The sequence below is a fragment of the Stenotrophomonas maltophilia R551-3 genome, from assembly GCF_000020665.1.
Classification (GTDB): domain Bacteria; phylum Pseudomonadota; class Gammaproteobacteria; order Xanthomonadales; family Xanthomonadaceae; genus Stenotrophomonas; species Stenotrophomonas maltophilia_L.
The window spans coordinates 468,320-487,670 of the sequence record NC_011071.1 but is presented as its reverse complement, the minus strand read 5'-3'; the positions used below and the strand labels follow the sequence as shown (position 1 = coordinate 487,670).

General features: G+C 66.8%; 16 protein-coding genes. 8 read left to right on the top strand and 8 right to left on the bottom strand.

What is annotated here, in order from left to right; genetic code table 11:
• Window positions 1–122: 122 nt before the first annotated feature.
• Window positions 123–1,643 carry a tetratricopeptide repeat protein gene (locus tag SMAL_RS02100; RefSeq protein ID WP_012509910.1) on the top strand — a complete coding sequence of 507 codons (1,521 nt, stop codon included), beginning with the start codon at window positions 123–125 and terminating at the stop codon, window positions 1,641–1,643.
• Between the two features lie 94 nt (window positions 1,644–1,737).
• Here the strand turns inward: SMAL_RS02100 and SMAL_RS02095 are convergent, their stop codons facing one another.
• Window positions 1,738–2,514 (bottom strand): lytic transglycosylase domain-containing protein, encoded by a 777-nt coding sequence (locus tag SMAL_RS02095; protein WP_012509909.1) that lies wholly within the window; start codon window positions 2,512–2,514, stop codon window positions 1,738–1,740.
• Window positions 2,515–2,832: 318 nt separating this feature from the next.
• Complete coding sequence (gene cycA, locus SMAL_RS02090; RefSeq protein ID WP_004139828.1) at window positions 2,833–4,206, bottom strand: D-serine/D-alanine/glycine transporter; 1,374 nt, start codon at window positions 4,204–4,206, stop codon at window positions 2,833–2,835.
• Between the two features lie 229 nt (window positions 4,207–4,435).
• Between cycA and SMAL_RS02085 the strand changes: the two genes are divergently transcribed.
• Window positions 4,436–6,052 (top strand): EAL domain-containing protein, encoded by a 1,617-nt coding sequence (locus SMAL_RS02085; RefSeq protein ID WP_004139826.1) that lies wholly within the window; start codon window positions 4,436–4,438, stop codon window positions 6,050–6,052.
• Between the two features lie 318 nt (window positions 6,053–6,370).
• Here the strand turns inward: SMAL_RS02085 and SMAL_RS02080 are convergent, their stop codons facing one another.
• On the bottom strand, window positions 6,371–7,555 hold the full coding sequence (locus SMAL_RS02080) for an MFS transporter (RefSeq protein ID WP_012509908.1): 1,185 nt from the start codon (window positions 7,553–7,555) through the stop codon (window positions 6,371–6,373).
• Window positions 7,552–8,730, bottom strand: coding sequence for a serine hydrolase domain-containing protein (locus SMAL_RS02075; protein ID WP_012509907.1), 1,179 nt, complete (start codon window positions 8,728–8,730; stop codon window positions 7,552–7,554). The genes SMAL_RS02080 and SMAL_RS02075 overlap by 4 nt, the downstream gene beginning before the upstream one ends.
• Window positions 8,731–8,957: 227 nt before the next feature.
• Between SMAL_RS02075 and SMAL_RS02070 the strand changes: the two genes are divergently transcribed.
• Together SMAL_RS02070 and SMAL_RS02065 are read left to right on the top strand one after the other, a co-directional pair.
• Entirely contained in the window at window positions 8,958–9,857 is a 900-nt protein-coding gene (locus tag SMAL_RS02070; RefSeq protein WP_012509906.1) for a LysR family transcriptional regulator, read from the top strand.
• A gap of 240 nt (window positions 9,858–10,097) precedes the next feature.
• The gene (locus tag SMAL_RS02065) at window positions 10,098–11,705 is read left to right on the top strand and encodes an ABC-F family ATP-binding cassette domain-containing protein (RefSeq protein WP_012509905.1); all 1,608 of its coding nucleotides are present in this window, start codon (window positions 10,098–10,100) and stop codon (window positions 11,703–11,705) included.
• Window positions 11,706–11,809: 104 nt separating this feature from the next.
• Here SMAL_RS02065 and SMAL_RS02060 read toward each other — a convergent pair whose 3' ends face one another.
• On the bottom strand, window positions 11,810–13,135 hold the full coding sequence (locus SMAL_RS02060; protein ID WP_012509904.1) for a GTP-binding protein: 1,326 nt from the start codon (window positions 13,133–13,135) through the stop codon (window positions 11,810–11,812).
• A gap of 69 nt (window positions 13,136–13,204) precedes the next feature.
• On the opposite strand from SMAL_RS02060, the gene SMAL_RS02055 reads away from it, so the two are divergent.
• The gene (locus SMAL_RS02055; protein ID WP_012509903.1) at window positions 13,205–13,579 is read left to right on the top strand and encodes a MerC domain-containing protein; all 375 of its coding nucleotides are present in this window, start codon (window positions 13,205–13,207) and stop codon (window positions 13,577–13,579) included.
• 461 nt (window positions 13,580–14,040) lie between these two features.
• Here SMAL_RS02055 and SMAL_RS02050 read toward each other — a convergent pair whose 3' ends face one another.
• Window positions 14,041–14,325: a metal/formaldehyde-sensitive transcriptional repressor gene (locus tag SMAL_RS02050; RefSeq protein ID WP_012509902.1), complete on the bottom strand. Its 285-nt coding sequence runs from the start codon at window positions 14,323–14,325 to the stop codon at window positions 14,041–14,043.
• Window positions 14,326–14,373: 48 nt separating this feature from the next.
• Here SMAL_RS02050 and dmeF point away from each other — a divergent pair, with 48 nt between their 5' ends.
• Window positions 14,374–15,348 carry a CDF family Co(II)/Ni(II) efflux transporter DmeF gene (gene dmeF, locus SMAL_RS02045; protein WP_012509901.1) on the top strand — a complete coding sequence of 325 codons (975 nt, stop codon included), beginning with the start codon at window positions 14,374–14,376 and terminating at the stop codon, window positions 15,346–15,348.
• A gap of 88 nt (window positions 15,349–15,436) precedes the next feature.
• On the opposite strand, the gene SMAL_RS02040 is transcribed toward dmeF, so the two are convergent.
• Complete coding sequence (locus SMAL_RS02040) at window positions 15,437–15,721, bottom strand: hypothetical protein (RefSeq protein ID WP_012509900.1); 285 nt, start codon at window positions 15,719–15,721, stop codon at window positions 15,437–15,439.
• 90 nt (window positions 15,722–15,811) lie between these two features.
• On the opposite strand from SMAL_RS02040, the gene SMAL_RS02035 reads away from it, so the two are divergent.
• Together SMAL_RS02035 and SMAL_RS02030 are read left to right on the top strand one after the other, a co-directional pair.
• Window positions 15,812–16,228 (top strand): hypothetical protein, encoded by a 417-nt coding sequence (locus SMAL_RS02035; protein ID WP_012509899.1) that lies wholly within the window; start codon window positions 15,812–15,814, stop codon window positions 16,226–16,228.
• 1,228 nt (window positions 16,229–17,456) lie between these two features.
• Window positions 17,457–18,299: a class I SAM-dependent methyltransferase gene (locus SMAL_RS02030; RefSeq protein ID WP_012509897.1), complete on the top strand. Its 843-nt coding sequence runs from the start codon at window positions 17,457–17,459 to the stop codon at window positions 18,297–18,299.
• 3 nt (window positions 18,300–18,302) lie between these two features.
• Here the strand turns inward: SMAL_RS02030 and SMAL_RS02025 are convergent, their stop codons facing one another.
• Window positions 18,303–19,271: a polysaccharide deacetylase family protein gene (locus SMAL_RS02025; RefSeq protein WP_012509896.1), complete on the bottom strand. Its 969-nt coding sequence runs from the start codon at window positions 19,269–19,271 to the stop codon at window positions 18,303–18,305.
• Window positions 19,272–19,351 lie beyond the last annotated feature (80 nt).

Genomic DNA, 19,351 nt, shown 5'->3' with positions numbered 1-19,351 from the left:
AGACGCTGCGCGCGCGATCCGCCATGGCCAAACGTACTCCTGATCGCCAGAGTTCCATCCATCGCGCTTGTCCTCGCTGGCTGCAGCAGGTTCAATGCTCTTCCCACGGATGGAGAATCTCCATGCCCCGCGTTCTCCCCCTCACTGCCCTGCTGCTGGCCGCACTGGCGGGCAGCCCCGCCTCCGCCTCCATCGCGGTGGCACCACAGAAGCCGTCCGTCACCAGCGACGCGGTGCATACGGCCTATGCCACCCGTTGGGACGAAGCGATCCAGCAGTCACGCAGCGGTAACACGCTGGGCGCGTTGATCGCCATGGAACAGCTGATGGAAGATCCGCTGCTGGACGATTTCGATGCCGAGCATCGCGGTCGCGCCGCGCAGGTGGCGGGCTGGACCGCATTGATGCAGAAGAAGCCGGCGCAGGCCCGGCGCTATCTGCAGCGGGCGCAGGAGTCGTTGCCGGACGATGCACAGATCCTGCTGACCCTGGTGTCGCTGGAACTTTCCGAAAACCAGCCGGCTCCGGCTACCCGGTACCTGGTGCAGGCGCTGAAGCACGCCGAGGGCCCGCTGCCGATCGAGCGCCAGCCGATCAACTACCTGCAGTACCGCCTGCGCGACCAGCCACAACGACGCATGGAACTGCTGCAGGCGCTGTTCGACAACGGCTGGAAGGGCGGTGGCGTGGAGCCGACCGGGCTGTGGCTGGCGTTGGCCACGCTGCAGGCCGACAACGGCCGCGGCGACGACATCCCGACCACGCTGGCACGCATCAATGGCCCGGCCGAAATCATCCGCCTGCGCAGTGACAAGCGCTTTGATCGCTATGTCGACCGCGGCGATGCACGCTTCGATCCGGTGCAGGCCGCACAGAAGCATCTCGATGAGCTGCGTGTGTCTGGCCTGCTCGACCGCGCCCTGGACGCGCGCATGGCCGAGTTCAGCAATACGCTGCTGATGCTCGACCGCAACGAGGAAGTCCTGGCCCTGACCGATGGCATGGCCCGCGCAGCGGCCGAAGGCGAATCCCCGTCGGCGGCCGAAGCCGAATGGGTCGCGTGGCTGCTCAACAGCCGGCTCACCGCGCTGCGTCGGTTGGGGCGCACCGACGATGCGCTGGCCACCGCCAAGCTGGCTGCGCGCATCGGTGCGCTGGGCCCGGATGGCGCCGAGCACCAGTTCAACGTCGGCTTCGTGCTCAGTTCGCTGGGCCGCCTGCAGGACGCCACCGCAGCGGTGAATGACATGCAGGGCCTCGGCGGCTACGGCAAGGCAGCACAGGCGTTGCTGCAGTTTGCCGCCGCGCGCGAACGTGGCGATGCCAAGGCCATGGACGCTGCTCGCGCGGCGATCCTCGCCGAGGGCGACGACGCCCGCCTGTTCCATCGCGAAATGCTGCTGGACGAGGGCAATCTCGATGGCGCGGCCGCCGTGCTGATCGAGCAACTGCGCTCCCCCGTCGAGCGAGGCGAGACACTGGCCTCCCTGCAGGACATGCGTACCTATCCGTCGCTGCCCGGTGACGTGAAGATCGATGCGGCCTGGCGTGCGCTGAAGCAGCGCGCCGACGTGCAGGCAGAAGTCACCCGCGTTGGCCGCATCGAACGCTACGAACTGGTCGGCAGCGCGACCTCACGCTGAGCAGGCCCCCTGTAGAGCCGAGCCCATGCTCGGCTGCCGGCACCATGAGCCGAGCATGCGCTCGGCTCTACACGACACATCCAGCACCGCCAGCCTATCGCGCGGGCACTTCGGTACGGATGCCCATCGCTTCGCGGTAGCGCGCATACAGGGCCATCACCTTGTCCACGTAGGCCAGGGTCTCGGCATAGGGCGGCACGCCCTTGTAACGGGTGACCGCTCCGATGCCGGCGTTGTAGGCGGCGGCGGCCAGTGGCCGATCACCGTTGTAGCGGCGCAGCAGCGCGCGCATGTAGCGGGCGCCGCCATCGATGGACTGCTGCGGCGAGAACGGATCGCTCACCCCGTACTCCTGCGCGGTATCCGGCATCAGCTGCATCACGCCCTGTGCGCCCTTGGTCGAGACCGCCAGCGCGTCGAAATTGCTTTCGGCGTGGGCGATCGCGCGCAACCATGCGTCATCCACGCCGGTGGCCTTGGCCGCGGCCTTGAACTGCTTGGCATGCTGCGCCAGCTGCGGCTTGCCGACCTTGCCCAGGCCTTCGTGCGCGGGCTCACCCGGTGGCGTGGCCACGGTGAACTTCAGGAATACCCGCGATCCGGGCAGGTTGCGGGTGGAATAGACCAGCGCGCCGTCCTGCTCGCGTTCGTACAGCACGCCACTGAACACGCCCATGTTGCCCCACAGATTCGGGGCCTGGACGGCGTTGTCGTCGATCTCCTTCGGCGTGCAGCGCGAGCCGGGTTCGGGAGCGGTGGCCAGGCTGACAGTATTGCCCTGCACGCAGCGGTAGACCGTGCGCGCGGCGGCCAGCCCGGGCCACAGGCTGGGCAGCAGCAACAGCGCGAGCAGGAGGGGGTGGCGGGACATGGCGGCCGGATGATCCGGCCGCGCCCGCTAACACCAAGTGAATGGGGGATTTGGCAGGGCTGCGCCCTGCACCTGCAGAGGCCAGATCACACGCAACGGCAAAGGCCGATCTCCTGCGGGGAGGCGGGGTGGGTCCACTGGCGGGAGACGCCGTAAACCCATCCCTGGGGGCTTGGCCGCGGCATCCATGCCGCGGACACTCCCGCCAGCGGACCCACCCCGCCTTCGATAGTTCCCTGCGGCTGATAGCAGATCCACGCCATGCGTGGATGACACGTCTGGAGACGATGGATCAATCGATGGAACGAAGACGTTGGATCACTTCGCGGTCCTGCGTCGCACCCAGTACCCCACGCCCAGCAGCACGAACCACGCCGGGCTGGCGATCAGGGCTTGGCGGGTATCGGCCTGCAGGCTCAGGAGAACCAGCACGCCTGCGAAGAACACCAGGCACGCCCAGCACATGGCAACGCCACCGGGCATCTTGAAGATCGAGGCGGCGTGGCGCTCCGGGTAGCGGCGGCGGTAGACCATGTAGGCCACCAGGATCAGCGACCAGACGAAGATGAAGAGCACCGTCGCCAGCGTGGTGACCAGGGTGAAGGCGGTCACCAGGTTGGGGATCAGGTAGATCAGCAGCGTGCCGCCGAGCAGGCACAGGCAGGAGAACAGCAGGCCGCGTGCCGGCACTGCGGCGCGCGAGAGCTTCGACAACCCGCGCGGCGCGTGGCCCTCTTCGGCCAGGCCGTACAGCATGCGGCTGGTGGAGAAGATGCCGCTGTTGGCCGAGGAGGTGGCCGAGGTCAGCACCACGAAGTTGATCAGGCTGGCCGCGGCGGGGATACCGGCCAGCACGAACAGTTGCACGAACGGGCTCTTGTCCGGCACCACCTGGCGCCACGGGGTGACGGCCATGATCGCGATCAGCGCCAGCACGTAGAAGATGATGATGCGCACCGGGATCGAGTTGATCGCCTTGGGCAGGTTGCGCTCGGGGTTGGCGGTCTCGGCGGCGGTGGTGCCGACCAGCTCGATGCCGACGAAGGCGAACACCGCGATCTGGAAACCGGCGAAGAAGCCGACCAGGCCCATCGGGAACATGCCGCCGTCATTCCACAGGTTGGACAGCGCGGCGGTATGGCCGCTGGGCGAAGTGAAGCCCCACGCCACCAGGCCCGCACCGGTGATGATCAGCGCACAGATCGCCACGATCTTGATCAGCGCGAACCAGAATTCCATCTCACCGAACAGCTTCACCGTCACCAGGTTCAGCGCCAGCAACAGCATCACGCAGGCCAGTGCCGGTATCCAGGCATCCAGCCCCGGGAACCAGAACTGCGCATAGGCGGCGATGGCGATCACATCGGCGATGGCGGTGACGATCCAGCAGAACCAGTACGTCCATCCACAGAAGAAGCCGGCCCAGGGACCAAGCAGGTCGGTGGAAAAGTCGATGAAGGATTTGTACTGCAGGTTGGACAGCAGCAGCTCGCCCATCGCGCGCATCACGAAGAACAACATCGCACCGATGATCAGGTAGACGAAGACGATGGACGGACCGGCCAGGCTGATGGTCTTGCCCGAGCCCATGAACAGGCCGGTGCCGATGGCACCGCCGATGGCGATCAGCTGCAGGTGGCGGTTGGACAGGCTGCGGCGCAGGTGCTCGGGGGGCGTTGCGGGCTCGGTCATGGGCGTGCACTGAGGCGGGCGAAGCGTTCGACGTTAGTCCTCCCCGGCCCGGAGCGCCAGCGCCGGACGGCCCGATCACGTCAATCGCGGTCGCTTTCATCACATTGTGACCGAATACCGGATTCGTCCCATTCCGCCCGGCCCGGCGCCATGCTCAGATAGCCGCACCTGCCCAAGGACCGGCCCCGACCATGCGCCCTGACCTGCCTGCCCCGCCGGAGCTCCAGCCATGAGCCGCCTGCGCATCATCATTGGTGGCACCGCGCTGGCGCTGCTGGCCGCAGCGGTGCCGATCGCGGTGATGGCCTATGCCACCTGGGACCGTGCGGTCAGTGTCGAGCAGCAGCGCCTGCGCGACATCGCCGGCCGCGCGCTGCGCCGTTCCGACCAGTCCTACCATGACGCGCTGGCCGCGCTGAAGTCGGCGGAGGCGGGCGCCCATGTGCCGTGCAGCCCGGACCATATCCAGCGCATGCAGACCCTGGTGATGACCACGCCGTCGATCGACCAGATGGGCTATTTCGAAGGCGGCACGCTGCGGTGCACGTCGTGGGGCCCGTTCCTGGCCGATGTGAAGCAGCCCAAGGCCGACCATGTGACCAGCGAAGGGGCCGGCATCGCGGTGGACGTGCGCCCCGAAGCCAGCGGCCGCCGCCAGGTGCTGTCGATCCTGTACGGCGCCTACGACGTACTGGTCGACCCGCGCCGTTTCGTCGATGTCATCGCAGACCCCAACGTGCGCCTGGCCCTGGCCAGCCCGGACGGCCGCCTGCTGGCCAAGCAGGACGGCATGGATCCGGCGCTGCTGGAGACCCTGCTGCGCAACCCGGGCGAAGGGCTGGACCACAACACCCTCTACGCCACCGCCCGCAATGGCGAATGGCTGGCGATCGCCACCACGCCACGCACGGCACTGGCCGCCACCTTCCGCCAGCAGGCATGGCTGTACGTACCGCTCGGGTTGCTGATGGCTGCCGTGGGTGCCGGCCTGGTGATCTGGCTGTCGCGCCGCCGGCTGTCGCTGCGCGGCGAACTGGCCACGGCGATCCGCCGCCGCGAGCTGTACCTGCACTACCAGCCGATCATCGAACTGGATACCGGCATCTGCGTCGGCGCCGAAGCATTGATTCGCTGGCAGCGTCAGGATGGCACCCAGGTCCGCCCCGACCTGTTCATTCCCCTGGCCGAAGAGACCGGCATGATCGGCGCGATCACCGACCTGGTGATCGAGAACGTGGTGCGCGACATGCGCGAGCTGCTGGTGGCCGACCGCAGCGCGCACATCGCGATCAATCTCGCCGCCGAGGACATCAGCAGTGGTCGTGCATTGAAGTTGATCGCCAAGCACATGGCCGGCAGCGGCATCCTGCCGCAGCAGATCTGGATGGAAGCGACCGAGCACGGCTTCCTCGACCTGGACCGCGCACGCACGATGCTGGCGCAGGCTCGCCGGGCCGGCCACAGCGTGGCGATCGATGACTTCGGCGTGGGCTTTTCCAGCCTGCAGTACCTGGAGCAGCTGCCACTGGATGCACTGAAGATCGACAAGTCGTTCATCGATGCGATCGGCACCGAGAGCGCCACCAGCCCGGTCACGCCGCACATCATCGACATGGCCAAGGAGCTGGGCCTGTGGGTGGTCGCCGAGGGCGTGGAGACCGAGGCACAGCTGGCGTATCTGCATACCCGGAAGGTCGAGTTCGCGCAGGGTTGGCTGTTCTCGCGGCCGCTGCCCCGCGATGAGTTCGTGGTGTTTCATCAGAAACGGCAGCAGCGCTATGGCGCGGCGCGGGAGCACATGCAGAACCCGCGGAGCGTGCCGATCGAGCGTGAGGGGATCGAGTAGGACGGCCAACGGCGGAGCCCCTCGTGGTGGGTCGCACTCGGCGGAACCGTCGGGGTGGGCCGGGTGGGTGGGCTGCGCAGGGGGCGCTGCAAGTACGTCCATGTAAGCTCGGTCGCCGCATCCATGCGGCTCACGCCCCTGCGCAGCCCACCCACCCGGCCACGGACACATTGCGGTGGCGTCCCACCACGGAATCAACAGAAGAGAGCAAAAGCAAACGCGGGTCGCTGCGCTCGGTGGATCCACGCCATGCGTGGATGACGTGGACCACGGTAGTGCCGGCCGCTGGCCGGCACCTCGGTAACGTCTGGTCTGCGCCTACGCCCAGGCCTTCGGCCGTGCCAGCAGCCACGCCGCGCTCACCGCCAGCAACAGCAACGGCAGCCAGCCCAGCTGGCTCGGGCCGCTGGCCTGCAACAGCACGCCACCGGCGACGCCACCGCCGGCAATCGCCAGGTTCCAGCCGGTCACCAGCATCGACTGCGCCAGATCCGCGGCAGCACCCGCGCGACGTGCCAGTGCGGTCTGGAACAGGGTTGGCACGGCGCCGAACGCCACGCCCCACAGGATCGTCGCCAGCAGCAGCGCCGTTGCCTGTCCCGGCCACAGCAGCAGGGCCAGCACCGGCAGCAGGAAGCCGATCACCGCCGCCCACACCAGCGCACGCAAGTGGCGATCCACGCCCCAACCGGCAATGCCGATACCGACGATGGCAGCCACACCGAAGGCCAGCAGCAGGCGGTCCAGCCATGGGCCGGCTCCGGCGTCCACCGCCAGCGGTTCGATGTAGGTGTACAGCACGTTGTGCGCCAGCACGTACAGCACCATCACCAGCAACGCGCTGCGTACACCGGGCATGCGCCACACCGTGCCCAATGACGTGCGCTGGCCGGCACCGGCGGCGGGCAACGCCGGCAGTGTCCAGCGCGCGTACGCCAGCAGCCCGACACCCAGTACGCTCATCAACACGAACGCCCAGCGCCAGCCGATCTGTTGGCCCAGCAGCGTGCCCGCCGGTACGCCCAGCGACAGCGCCAGCGGTGAACCGACCATCGCCACTGCAATCGCGCGGCCCTGCAGTGACGGCACCACCATGCGTGCGGCGTAGCCGGCCACCAGCGACCACAGCAGGCCACCACAGACGCCAGCAAGGAAGCGCGCGGCAAGGATCAGCGGATAGCTGCTGCTCACGGCGGTCAGCGTGTTGACCACCACGAAGCCGGCAATGGCGGCCAGCAACAAGGGGCGCCGCGGCAGGCGCTGGGTCAGCGCGGTCATCGGCAGTGCGGCCATCACCGAACCCAGTGCATACACGCTGACCAGCTGGCCCACCCCCGCATCACTCACACCCAGGCTCTCGCCCATCGGTCGCAGCACACCGGCCGGCAGGGTCTCGGTCAGCAGGGTGATGAAGCCGCCACCCGCAAGCGCCAGCAGGCCGGCCCACGGCAGGCGTGTGGCTTCGCCGGCGGGACTCGCCGCATCAATGGCATGACCGCTCATCGCGCAGCCTCCAGATCAGCATAGACGGCGTCACGCAGTTCATCGACGAAGGCGCCATCCATGCCTTCGTACAGGGTGTTGGTCAGCGCCACCACGCTCAGCCCGCGCGCGGGATCAACGAACCAGCTGTGGCCATAGGCACCGCCCCAGCGCCAGCTGCCTTCGCTTTGTGGCGTGCCACTGGCGGCGGCATCGCGCAGCACCGCAAAGCCCAGCCCGAAGCCCCAGCCGGCCGGCTCCGGCGGCCCCTGCTCGCCCACCTGCGGAGTGGCCATCTCGGCCACCAGCGCGGGCGGCAACAGATTCGAGGCCTGTACGTCGCGCAGTGCTTCCAGCACCGCCATCACCTCGTCGGCGCTGCCAATCAGTCCAGCACCGGCCGAAGGGAAACGGCTGGCATCGGTAGCACGGGCGAGGCTGTATTCGATGCCGACCGTACCCTCGAACGGTGCGACCACTTCGCCTTCCTGCAGGCGATGCGGCTGCGGCGTGTCACTCACATACGGCGTGGCCAGCCGTGCAGCATCGGTGGTCGCGAATGCGGTGTCGCGCAGGCCCAAGCGTGCGGCCAGCAAGCGCTCGAACAGTGCCTGCAGCGTTTCACCGGTCGCGGCTTCGGCCACGGCACCGGCCACATCCACGCCCAACGAGTACAACCATTGGCTCCCCGGCTCGAACAGCAGCGGCGCCTGCGCGACGCGATGCACGTTGTCGGCCAATGTCAGCGGATTCGCATCCATGCCATCGCTGACGCCGGCCCGGGCGTACGGGCCATCCGCATCGGCTTCGAGGAAGCGGTAACCCAGCCCGCTGCTATGGCTGAGCAGTTGGCGCAGGCTGATCGGCGGCGTACTGCCATCGGCCAGCGCCGGGCGGAAGTCCGGTAACCAGCGCTGTACCGGCGCATCCAGGTCCAGCACGCTATCGGCCACCAGACGCAGGATCACCGTGGTCAGCAGCGGCTTGCTGACCGATGCCAGCCGGAACAACTGGTCACGCTGCATCGCGGCGCCCGATTCACGATCGGCCAGGCCGGTGGCGCTGGCATGACGCAGCACGCCGTGCTCGCGCACCAGCACCACCGCGCCGACCAGGCGTTGCGGGTGGACCTGCTGCAGCAACCGCTGTACCGACGGCAGGGCCGGCGCGGGGTCAAGGGAAAGGGCGGCGTTCATCGCGGTGATCCGTGGGGAGAGGCCGCCACGTTAGGCAGCATGTCACCGTGCAAAAAGCCGGTTGCCGCTCCGGGCATCATGGACCGTGCAGTCCGCAATCGGCATGATGGCCGGAACTGCAAGGCCGCAACGGTCGCCGCATCGTCCCGCACCACAGTGTTGCGGTGGCGGCGCCTGCCTCCGCGATCGCCGCCACCTACCCTGCCGCTTTCATTACCCACACGCCCATGTCAGTCCTGGACAACCTCGCCAACCTGCAGACCTTCGTGCATGCCGCCGACACCCGCAGCTTCGTCGAGACGGGGCGCCTGCAGGGCATCTCGGCCTCGGCCGCCGGCAAGTGCGTTGCACGGTTGGAGCACGCACTCGGCGTGCGCCTGTTCCACCGCAGCACGCGCAGCATCACCCTCACCGCCGAGGGCCAGCTGTTCCTGGCACGCTGCCGGCGCATCCTCGACGAGCGCGATGCCGCGCGCACCGAGCTGGCGCAGCCGCATGCCGCACCGAGCGGCACGCTGCGCATCGGCCTGCCGCTGGTGGGTGATCTCACTCTGCCGCTGATGGCCGAGTTCATGGCCGCCTACCCGGACATCCGTCTGGACCTGGATTTCAGCGACCGGCTGGTCGATGTCATCGAGGAAGGCTTCGACGCTGTGCTACGCGTCGGCGAACCCAGCGACTCACGCATGAACGCCCGACGCCTGGGCGTGTTCCCGCGCCGCATCGTCGCCTCGCCGGCGTACCTGCAGCGCCGCGGCGTTCCGCGTGCGCCGGCCGATCTGCTGCAGCACACCCTGCTGCACTACCGCTTCCCCAGCACCGGCAAGCTGGAGCTGTGGCCGATCCAGTGGCCCGGCAATGAAGCACCGCAGGAACTACCCGTGCACATGGTGGCCAACACCATCGAAGCACGCGTGGCGCTGGCACTGCGCGATATTGGACTGGCCTTCGTGCCAGTGCACTCGGTACGCGATGCGCTGGCCGATGGCCGGCTGCTGACCGTGCTGGACGAACACGTGCACTCCTGCGGCATCTTCCACCTGCTGTGGCCCTCGGGCCGCCACGTGCTTCCGAAGCTTCGGGTGTTCATCGACTTTGTCAGCGCACGCCTGGAAACCGTGCCGTAGGCCGGTAGATCCGCGCTCGATGGCCGTGCCACGTAGAGTCGAGCTTGCTCGACTGCTCCTCAAAAGCAGTCGAGCAAGCTCGACTCTAAAATTCGCACGCCCTGCGGGCGGTATAATCTCCCCTCATTCCTCCCAGAGGCTCGCGACCAATGCGCCATTGATGCCGCCGTCTTCCCACTAGACGGCCTGACTCTTCCCGCCCCTGCGCGCAGGGGAGAACCCGGCATCCATGGAGGTCGCATGACCCCGCATTCCCTCACGCTCGATCGCGTGTCGTATCGATTGGCCGACGGCCGAGTGCTGTTTTCCGATCTGTCGTTTTCCTTCGAACCGGTCGCCACCGGCCTGGTCGGTGCCAATGGCACCGGCAAAAGCGTGCTCGCACGCCTGCTGGCCGGGCGGCTGTCGCCCGACAGTGGCCAGGTGCGTGGCAGTGACCGCGTGTTCCTGTTGCCCACACCGGGCTATCCACCAGCCGGCACCGTGGGCGAGTTGGCCGGTGTGGGTGAAGCGCTGTCCGCGCTGGCACGCATCGAAGCCGGCAGCGTCGATGAGGCCGACTTCACCTGCGTAGGCGAGCGCTGGGACCTGCGCGAACGCCTGCAGCAGCAATGGCAGGCGCTAGGACTGCCCGACGATCTCGATCACGCCCAGCCTGCCGCACGCCTCAGTGGCGGCCAGGCGATGCAGGTGGCGCTGTCCGGCGCGTGGGCCAGCGGCGCCGACTGGTTGATCCTGGACGAACCCAGCAATCACCTTGATGCGCGTCATCGCCAGCAGCTGTACAAGCAGTTGCAGCAATGGCGCGGCGGCCTGCTGGCAATCAGCCATGATCGCGAACTGCTGGGCCGCATGCAGCAGATTGTCGAACTTGATGCGCGTGGCCTGCATCGCTATGGCGGCGCGTGGCAGCACTATGCCGAAGTGCGCGCCGCCGAACGCGAAGCCGCCGCCGCCCAGCTCGACCATGCGCGCGCCCAGCACCGACAGCAGCAACGCAGCGCGCGCGAGCAGAACGAACGCCAGCAGCAACGTCAGGCACGTGGCAATCGCGAAGCAAAGCAGGCCAACCAGGCACCGATCCTGCTCGGCCGCCAGAAGCAGCGTGCCGAAGCCAGCCTTGGTCGCGCGCAGCAGGTGCAGTCAGAACGCCTGCAGGCCAGTGCAGAGCAGCTGCGTGCAGCGATATCCGCGGTTCACACCGCGCCGGAACTGGCGCTGTTTGCCGGTGCGGGGGAACGTGGCAGCACGCGCCTGCTGCAGGCCGAGGCCTTGGTGCTGCCGCATGGCTGCAGTGCCCCGTTGCAGCTGGAGATCCGTCGCGGCCAGCGCATCGCCGTGGTCGGTGACAACGGCAGTGGCAAATCCACCCTGCTGCGTGTGCTGGCCGGCCAGCTGCGAGCGCGCGATGGCACTGTGCAACGCCACGCGCCACTGGCGCTGCTTGACCAGCAACTGCTGGGATTGTCCGGCGAGCACAGCATCCTCGATAGCGTACAGGCCGCCAATCCGGGGGCGGACCCGGGCGAACTGCGCACTCGGCTCGCACTACTGGGTCTGGACGCACAGCGCATCCAGCGCCCCGCCAGCAGCCTCAGCGATGGCGAACGGGTGAAGGGGGCGTTGGCAAGCGTGCTCTACGCCGATCCCGCGCCGCAGCTGTTGCTGCTGGACGAGCCCGGCAATGCACTGGACCTAAGCGCATTGCAGGCACTGGAGGAACTGCTGGCGGCATGGCCGGGTGCCTTGATGATGGTCAGCCACGACCTGCATCTGCTGCAGGCATTGCGGCCGACGCAGGTATTGCAGGTCACCGCCAACAGCTGGCAATGGCGCGACAGTCTGTAGAGTCGAGCCATGCTCGACTCCGCCATGCATCCATCCACGCATGACGTATCAACCAGGGGTAGTGCCGGCCGCTGGCCGGCAACCCATGGATCATCAATGCACCGTCAACGCTTCCACACAGGGAACGCCTGCGGCAACTGGTGCCACAACAATGGCCCCGCACGCAGCTCCTGGTCGTTGAGAAGGCACGCATCCAGCTCCGCACGCACCGCGCGCTCGTCCATGTGCACACCAATCACCACTAGCTCCTGGCGGCGATCACCCCACAATGGGTGCCACAGCCGCTGCATCGCCGTGTGCGCGGCCGAATCCGGGAATTCCTCAAGCCCCGGCAGCGGCGCGCTCCAGCAATCGGCCTGCTGCCGCGCCCATCCCAGGTCGCTGTAAGGCAACGGCGTCGGCGGCAACAACGGTGTGGTGTCTTCCAGCCTAGCCCGCACGCGGTCGCGCGCGGCATACCAGAAACCCGCCGCCTGCGTCCGCGTCGCCGCGCCCACGGTGTTCAACTCGCCTACCCAATCCATGCGGTTGGCCAGCCAGAACCAGCCCTTGCTGCGGATCACGCCGGGCATGCCGGACTGCAGCGCGCGGGCGAATCGCGCGGGGTGGAACGGACGCCGCGAACGGTAGACGAAGCTGCCGATGCCGTACTCTTCGGTTTCCGGTGTGTGCTCGCCACGCAGCTCCTTCACCCAACCCGGCGCGCGTTGCGCACGCTCCATGTCGAAGCGACCGGTATCCAGCAGCTCGGCCAACGGCACATCACCGAAGCTGGACAGCAGCAGCTTCGCATCCCGGTTCAAGCCACGCAGTACCGCCAGCGTGTCCTGCAACACTTCGTCATCCACCTGGTCCACCTTGCTGACCACGATCACGTCGGCGAACTCGACCTGTTCGCACAGCAGGTCGACCACACCGCGATCATCGTCCGGCCCGGCCTGCTGGCCGCGCTCGGCCAGGCGCAGGGTCGAACCGAAGTCGGCAAGGAATGCGCTGCCGTCGACCACCGTCACCATCGTGTCCAGCCGCGCGATATCACTCAGGCTGAAACCGTGCTCGTCGCGCACCGCGAACGTGGCCGCCACCGGCATCGGTTCACCGATGCCCGTCGATTCGATCAGCAGGTAGTCGTAGCGATCCGCATCAGCCAGGCGCCGCACTTCCTGCAGCAGGTCGTCGCGTAGCGTGCAGCAGATGCAGCCGTTGCTGAACTCCACCAGCGTCTCTTCGGTGCGGCGCAGTTCGGCGCCACCCTCGCGCACCAGCTGCGCATCGATGTTGACCTCGCTCATGTCGTTGACGATGACCGCCACGCGCAGGCCCTCGCGGTTGCGCAGGATCTGGTTGAGCAGGGTGGTCTTGCCGGCCCCGAGGAAGCCGGACAGCACGGTGACCGGAAGGCGACGGTCGGCGCGGGAAACAGTGTTCATGTCGGAGCGGGTTGGCTGCGGAACGGAAATGTTACTGTATAACAATTGTTGCGCAAGGAACCTCCCCCGATGAAGTCGCCTTCTGCCGTCCTGCTTGATGCCGGCGCGGTCGCCCTGTCCAGCCTGTGCCTGCTGCACTGCCTGGCGCTGCCCCTGCTGGCCGCCGCGCTCCCCCTGTTCGGCGCGTGGGCCGAAGCGGAATGGGTGCACCTGCTGTTCGTGGCCATCGCCCTGCCGCTGACCGGCTACGCGCTGTGGCGGGCCGAGCGCCGTCACCCGCTGCCGGTACTGGCCTGGGCCACCGCCGGCGTGGGTCTTGGCCTGCTGCTGGCCGGCGCACTGGCGCTGCCGACGCATGCATGGGAAACACCGATGACCGTCACCGGCAGCCTGCTGCTGGCCGCCACGCATATCTGGAACGCGCGGCACCGGCACGCGGGGTAGTGCCGGCCGCTGCCCGGCAACCGCATGAGCTTCGGACGCCACGGGTAGTGCCGGCCGCTGGCCGGCAACCGCGTGAGCTTCGGACGCCACGGGTAGTGCCGGTCGCTGGCCGGCAACCGCATGAGCTTCGGACGCCGCGGGTAGTGCCGGCCGCTGGCCGGCAACCGCATGAGCTTCGGACGCCGCGGGTAGTGCCGGTCGCTGGCCGGCAACCGCATGAGCTTCGGACGCCACGGGTAGTGCCGGCCGCTGGCCGGCAACCGCATGAACTTCGGACGCCACGGGTAGTGCCGGCCGCTGGCCGGCAACCGCATGAGCTTCGGACGCCGCGGGTAGTGCCGGCCGCTGGCCGGCAACCGCATGAGCTTCGGACGCCGCGGGTAGTGCCGGTCGCTGGCCGGCAACCGCATGAGCTTCGGACGCAACCTGCAGTTGCCGGCCAGCGGCCGGCACTACCCCTGCTATTTGCCGTAGCGGCGCAGCAGCTCCACCAGTACTTCGGCCTCAGCCGCCCGCTGCTGCGGGTCCTCGGCGCCGACCACGTGCTCCTGCAGATGTTCGTGCAGCAGCTCCATCAGCAGGCTGTGGGCCGCACCGCGCACGGCGGCCACCTGCACCAGCACGTCCGCGCAGTCGCCAGCCTCACCCTCGGGCCTGTCCAGCGCCTGCTCCAATGCCGCCACCTGACCCGCGATACGGCGCACCCGGGTCAGCAGCTGCTTTCGATTCTTGTGTACATGAGCCATGGCGCGATCATATACCCTATGAGGGTATCCACTCCAGCTCCCGCCCCCATGCAATTGGACGCCCTAGCCGCCGCCCGCCGCCACGAACACCGCTTCGACGACGGCAACCCGCTGGCCGAACGCAATACCCGCCGCGCCCTGTGGCTCACCGTCGCCATGATGCTGGTAGAGATCGTCGGCGGCTGGTGGTTCAACTCCATGGCCGTGCTCGCCGACGGCTGGCACATGAGTTCGCACGCGCTGGCGCTGGGCCTGTCGGTGTTCGCCTACCGCTGTGCGCGGCGCTATGCACACGATCCGCGCTTCGCCTTCGGCACCTGGAAGATCGAGATCCTTGCCGGCTATACCAGCGCCATCGCACTGCTTGGTGTTGCCGCGCTGATGGCCGTGCAATCACTGGAGCGGCTGTGGGTACCGGCGCCGATCCACTACAACGAAGCCATCGCCATCGCGGCGGTAGGGCTGGGCGTGAACCTGCTCTGCGCCTGGTGGCTGCACGACAGCCCGGGCCACGCGCATCACCATCATGGGCATGGGCACAACCATCACCATGGGCATGATCACGATCACCACGACCACAGCCATGCGCACGGTCACGACCTCAATCTGCGCTCGGCCTACGTGCACGTGCTGGCCGACGCCGCCACCTCGGTGCTGGCCATCGTCGCCCTGCTTGGCGGCAAGCTGCTGGGCCTGACCTGGCTGGACCCGGTGATGGGCCTCGTCGGCGCCGTGCTGGTGACGGTCTGGGCGATCGGCCTGCTGCGCGACAGCGGCCGCATCCTGCTCGACGCGCAGATGGATGCACCGGTGGTGGCCGAAGTGCGCGAAGTGATCGAACAGGGCCCGTGGCCGGCACGCCTGGCCGACCTGCACGTCTGGCAGGTGGGTCGCGGCAAGTACGCGGTCAGCGCTAGTGTGGTCACCAGCGACGCCAGTCTGGATGCCGATACCGTGCGCAACGCGCTGGCGATTCATGAGGAACTGGTGCACGTGACGGTGGAGATTCACCGCAGCGCCTGACCCGCATCTGGTAGTGCCGGCCGCTGGCCGGCAACCCCATGAACGCCGCACACAACCTGCAGGTGCCGGCCAGCGGCCGGCACTACCGCTAGAGCTTCAACATCATCCGCAGCAGGTACATCAGCAGCGGCAGCGCGCTCAGCACTGCACCACCGATGCCGATCCACGGCCAGCGCTCGCCGCGCACGCGCGAGGCCACCGCCAGACCGCAGCCCACCAGCGCCGCGCCCAGCACCCCCACGCCCAATCCCGCAGCCATGCCATTGCCGCCTGCGGCCACCGCCGCCTGCGCAGCGAGGCTGCCCGCGCCCCAGCCCACCAAGATCCCCAGCCAACTCGCCACGCCGCACCACGGTGCCTTGCCCTTCGCCATCCGAAAACCCCTGTGTCCTTGCCGAATTTCTGTACGGACCACGCCCGTGCGCTGCCTACACTAGCCGCACCTGCCCCGTCGGGACATCCCATGCGCACGCTCCGCCTGCTGCTGCCCGGTGCCCTCCTGCTGCTCACCGCCTGCAGTGGTGATGCCGGGCTTCCTTTCAGCGCCGACCCGTTGCAGGGCTGCTTCGCCACCAGTGCGCGCAAACCGGCCGACTTCCGCATCGAGAAGGAAGGCGGCCAGTACTTCGTCTCCTTCAGCCGTGGCGAGCAGTGGCAGCGCGAGCCGAATGCCCTGCACAAGGCCACCCGCAGCGAGATCAGCCGCTACTTCCGCGACGACGCCGATCAGATCGACAGCGCCCTGATCCGCATGGCCGGTGGCTTCGGCATCTTCCACTTCAACAAGGGCGCGACGCTGAAGGGCAAGGCCAGCGACAGTGACTACATGGCACTGATGCTGATCGGGGCTGGGCCGGTGTATGCGGTGAAGTGCCAATAGCGACAGACAGAATTGAGAAATGTTTGAAATCCGAAGAACTGCCTGATGCGCCCCAAAATGCAATGGGGCAAGTAATGAAGATGGAGCCTCACTCAGATCTGAGAGGCTCAAATGAAACTGCAGATAGCGATTCTCACGTTCATTGTCTCTGCATCCGTTCAGGCAGGAGACGGAGCTCCAGCTGATGGACAAATCGCTGACGAAGCAAAGACCCCATCAAGAATCGTCCGCAGCGCGGAATGGCCTGACTTCATTGGGGGAACGATCAGTGTGGAGCAGTCCCTCAATCGCAACTCGAAGGGACAGTATGTATATCGCTACGACGATCAAACGGAAGCGACGAAGCAGTATCACGAGGCTTCCTGCGCGGATATCGGGATGAACCCCGCCAAGGGCGAGTCCATCACAGTGGGGCCAGGAAGCGCCGCGTGGCATTGCTCAAGCATCGAGTCGAACAGTGCTAGCGACGCAAAGAGTACTGACTATGTAATCGCCTATGCACCCAATGGACAGGTATCAGCTGGCCAGAACTTCATTTCCTACGGAACCGTAAGATTCAACAGCTCAGTCAGCGGGAACATCCAGGGTAGCGCGCAAATAGACAACGGGAGGTGCCATACCTTCTATAACGAGTATTACCCACCAAACACAGTGGGTAGCCATACCGCAAGAGTACTCTGCTTCGCTCATGCCCCACAGACAATGAATACGTTGATGGAAGGCTGTGTACCGCGTGCCTGTGCAAGCAATCGCGGCTCCATCAGAGCCAACTGACATCCAAACCCTTTGACGAAGCAGTGAGGGTGACGAAGTCGCCCTCGTTGCTCAGGCTCATGATCCCATCCCGATGATCGCCGCCATCTTTCAATCCCTGACTTTCCTATCAGGATCGTGCCTTCCAGGCCAACTGAGTGCCGACTACAGTCTGTCCGGGACGCCTATCGTCATCCGTAGCACATCGGCCCCTGACAGTTCTGGAAACATGATATGCATGCAGCAACTTCTCATCAGAAATGAAGAAGGAATACTGACCTATCACTACGCTCTTCAACCCTCAGCGGCACGAGCCTTCCACGAAGAATTCTGCGCCGCCATGGGCATGACGCCCTCATTGGGTACTGCATCTCTACCAAGTCCCTCATCCGGTTGGGCCTGTACTACGGAATCTCAGTAACCCTGCCAAGCCCTGCGGTACCATGCCCTCCCCCGAACCGCCCCGGTACCCGCCGTGCCCCATTACACCGGCCCCCTGCTGACCCGCGACAGCGCTGACAACCTGCGCCGTGCCCATGACAAGGGCGCTGCTGAATGGCAGGGCTCGCTCGACCTGGGCCGGAGCCAGGACAGCGTGGCCCTGAACGCCGACGGCTTCCACTTCCGTGGCCAGGCCTACCCGTGGCCGGGCAAGCTGAAGGACCGCACGCTGTACTACTGGGACGGCGAGGACTTCGCACCGATCTCGCGCTACAGCGGCTCGCTGATCAAGCTGGTGCCGACCGAATGGGGCGCACCGACCTTCGAGATCGACGGCATCAAGATGCTGCCGACCTCCAAGCTGTCACCGTTCGAGGACGCGCGCCGCAAGGTCGAGCTGGTTGCCCCGGCCGGCAAGGTCATCCTCGATACCTGCGGTGGCCTGGGCTACTTCGCCGCCTGCGCGCTGGAAGCCGGTGTCGGCCAGATCCGCTCGTTCGAGAAGAACGCCGATGTGATGTGGCTGCGCACGCTCAACCCGTGGTCTCCAGATCCGGAATCGGCTGCGGCCGGTGGCCGCCTGCGGTTCAGCCACGGGGACGTCTCGCAGCAGATCGAACAGGTGGCCAGCAACAGTGTCGACGCGATCCTGCACGACCCGCCGCGCTTCGGCATCGCCGGCGAGCTGTACTCGCAGGTGTTCTACGACCACCTCGCCCGCGTCATCCGCAAGGGCGGACGCCTGTTCCATTACACCGGCGCGCCGAACAAGTTGACCAGCGGCCGCGACGTGCCGCGTGAAGTAGCCAAGCGCCTGGAAAAGGCCGGCTTCAAGGCCGAACTGGCGCTGGACGGTGTGCTGGCCGTCAAGCGCTGAGCCTCACTCCGAATCCACCTTGGCCAGCTTCATCACCCACGCCGGCACCACCGGTTCTCCGGCGTAGAAGTCTTTCGGCTTCTTCTCGGCCATCGCCCAGCGGTGCAGCCAGCTCGGGCCATAGCGTCCGCTGTAGCCCTCGGCACCACGCGCATAGGCCGGGTCACGCATCGCCTCGTCCAGTGAAATGAAGCGATAGCCGCGCCGCTTCGTCGCCGCCACCAGTTCGGCGAACGTGGCTGCATTGAGCTCGTTCGCGTGCATCAACCACACCTGCGGCAGCGTATAGCCCAGCAGCGCCTGCGACTGCTTCTCGTAGTAGTCCAGCTTGTTCAGCATGTAGGGCACATAGCCCTTGCGCAGCTGTGCCAGCGTCGCCTCGCGCTCGGGTGAGTCAGGCTGTTCGTTCATAACATTGGCATAGGCGAACGCCCACACCCACTCACTGTTGTCGACCGTCACCGGCGCCACGCGGTAGCCGTGCGCCTTGAAGAACACGTCCATCTCCGCGCGTTCTTCCGGCGTGCGCCCGGCACGCAGATAGGGATGGCGCATCCATTGCGGCTTCAGTCCGCGCTCGGCCAGCAAGGGCCGCAGCACCGTTTCACCACGCAGGAAATCCCGCTGGAACGCAGGCACGCCCTTGGCATTCAGATCCATGTGCGAATACGTGTGGTTGCCCAGCACGTAGCCGCCGTCCAGCCAGTCGCGCAGCATCTGCACCCGCGCCGGCTGCACCTGCCCGTCGATTTCGAGTTTGTTCTCGTTGACGAAGCCCACCACCGGCACACCCGCCTGGCGGAGTTGTGCCATCAGCGCCTCATGGCGTGCCTGCAGATCCGGCGGCACGATCTCATCCACCCGTGCCCAGGGCAGATCGTCGATGGTCACCGCAATCCGGCGGTCCACTTCGGCGGCATGTACCGCCAACGAACACAGCAGCAACGGCACAGCACGCAGCAACCAACGCATCAGCACTTCCTTGCAGGGGCGAGGCATGGACTGTAGCGCGATTGCGGGCCCATGGCAGGAAGAGTGCTCAGCCGGCAATG

Coding starts and splice junctions, on each gene's coding strand:
- SMAL_RS02100 (WP_012509910.1), top strand. CDS start 123: ATGCCCCGCGTTCTCCCCCTCACTGCCCTGCTGCTGGCCGCACTGGCG.
- SMAL_RS02095 (WP_012509909.1), bottom strand. CDS start 2,514: ATGTCCCGCCACCCCCTCCTGCTCGCGCTGTTGCTGCTGCCCAGCCTG.
- cycA (WP_004139828.1), bottom strand. CDS start 4,206: ATGACCGAGCCCGCAACGCCCCCCGAGCACCTGCGCCGCAGCCTGTCC.
- SMAL_RS02085 (WP_004139826.1), top strand. CDS start 4,436: ATGAGCCGCCTGCGCATCATCATTGGTGGCACCGCGCTGGCGCTGCTG.
- SMAL_RS02080 (WP_012509908.1), bottom strand. CDS start 7,555: ATGAGCGGTCATGCCATTGATGCGGCGAGTCCCGCCGGCGAAGCCACA.
- SMAL_RS02075 (WP_012509907.1), bottom strand. CDS start 8,730: ATGAACGCCGCCCTTTCCCTTGACCCCGCGCCGGCCCTGCCGTCGGTA.
- SMAL_RS02070 (WP_012509906.1), top strand. CDS start 8,958: ATGTCAGTCCTGGACAACCTCGCCAACCTGCAGACCTTCGTGCATGCC.
- SMAL_RS02065 (WP_012509905.1), top strand. CDS start 10,098: ATGACCCCGCATTCCCTCACGCTCGATCGCGTGTCGTATCGATTGGCC.
- SMAL_RS02060 (WP_012509904.1), bottom strand. CDS start 13,135: ATGAACACTGTTTCCCGCGCCGACCGTCGCCTTCCGGTCACCGTGCTG.
- SMAL_RS02055 (WP_012509903.1), top strand. CDS start 13,205: ATGAAGTCGCCTTCTGCCGTCCTGCTTGATGCCGGCGCGGTCGCCCTG.
- SMAL_RS02050 (WP_012509902.1), bottom strand. CDS start 14,325: ATGGCTCATGTACACAAGAATCGAAAGCAGCTGCTGACCCGGGTGCGC.
- dmeF (WP_012509901.1), top strand. CDS start 14,374: ATGCAATTGGACGCCCTAGCCGCCGCCCGCCGCCACGAACACCGCTTC.
- SMAL_RS02040 (WP_012509900.1), bottom strand. CDS start 15,721: ATGGCGAAGGGCAAGGCACCGTGGTGCGGCGTGGCGAGTTGGCTGGGG.
- SMAL_RS02035 (WP_012509899.1), top strand. CDS start 15,812: ATGCGCACGCTCCGCCTGCTGCTGCCCGGTGCCCTCCTGCTGCTCACC.
- SMAL_RS02025 (WP_012509896.1), bottom strand. CDS start 19,271: ATGCGTTGGTTGCTGCGTGCTGTGCCGTTGCTGCTGTGTTCGTTGGCG.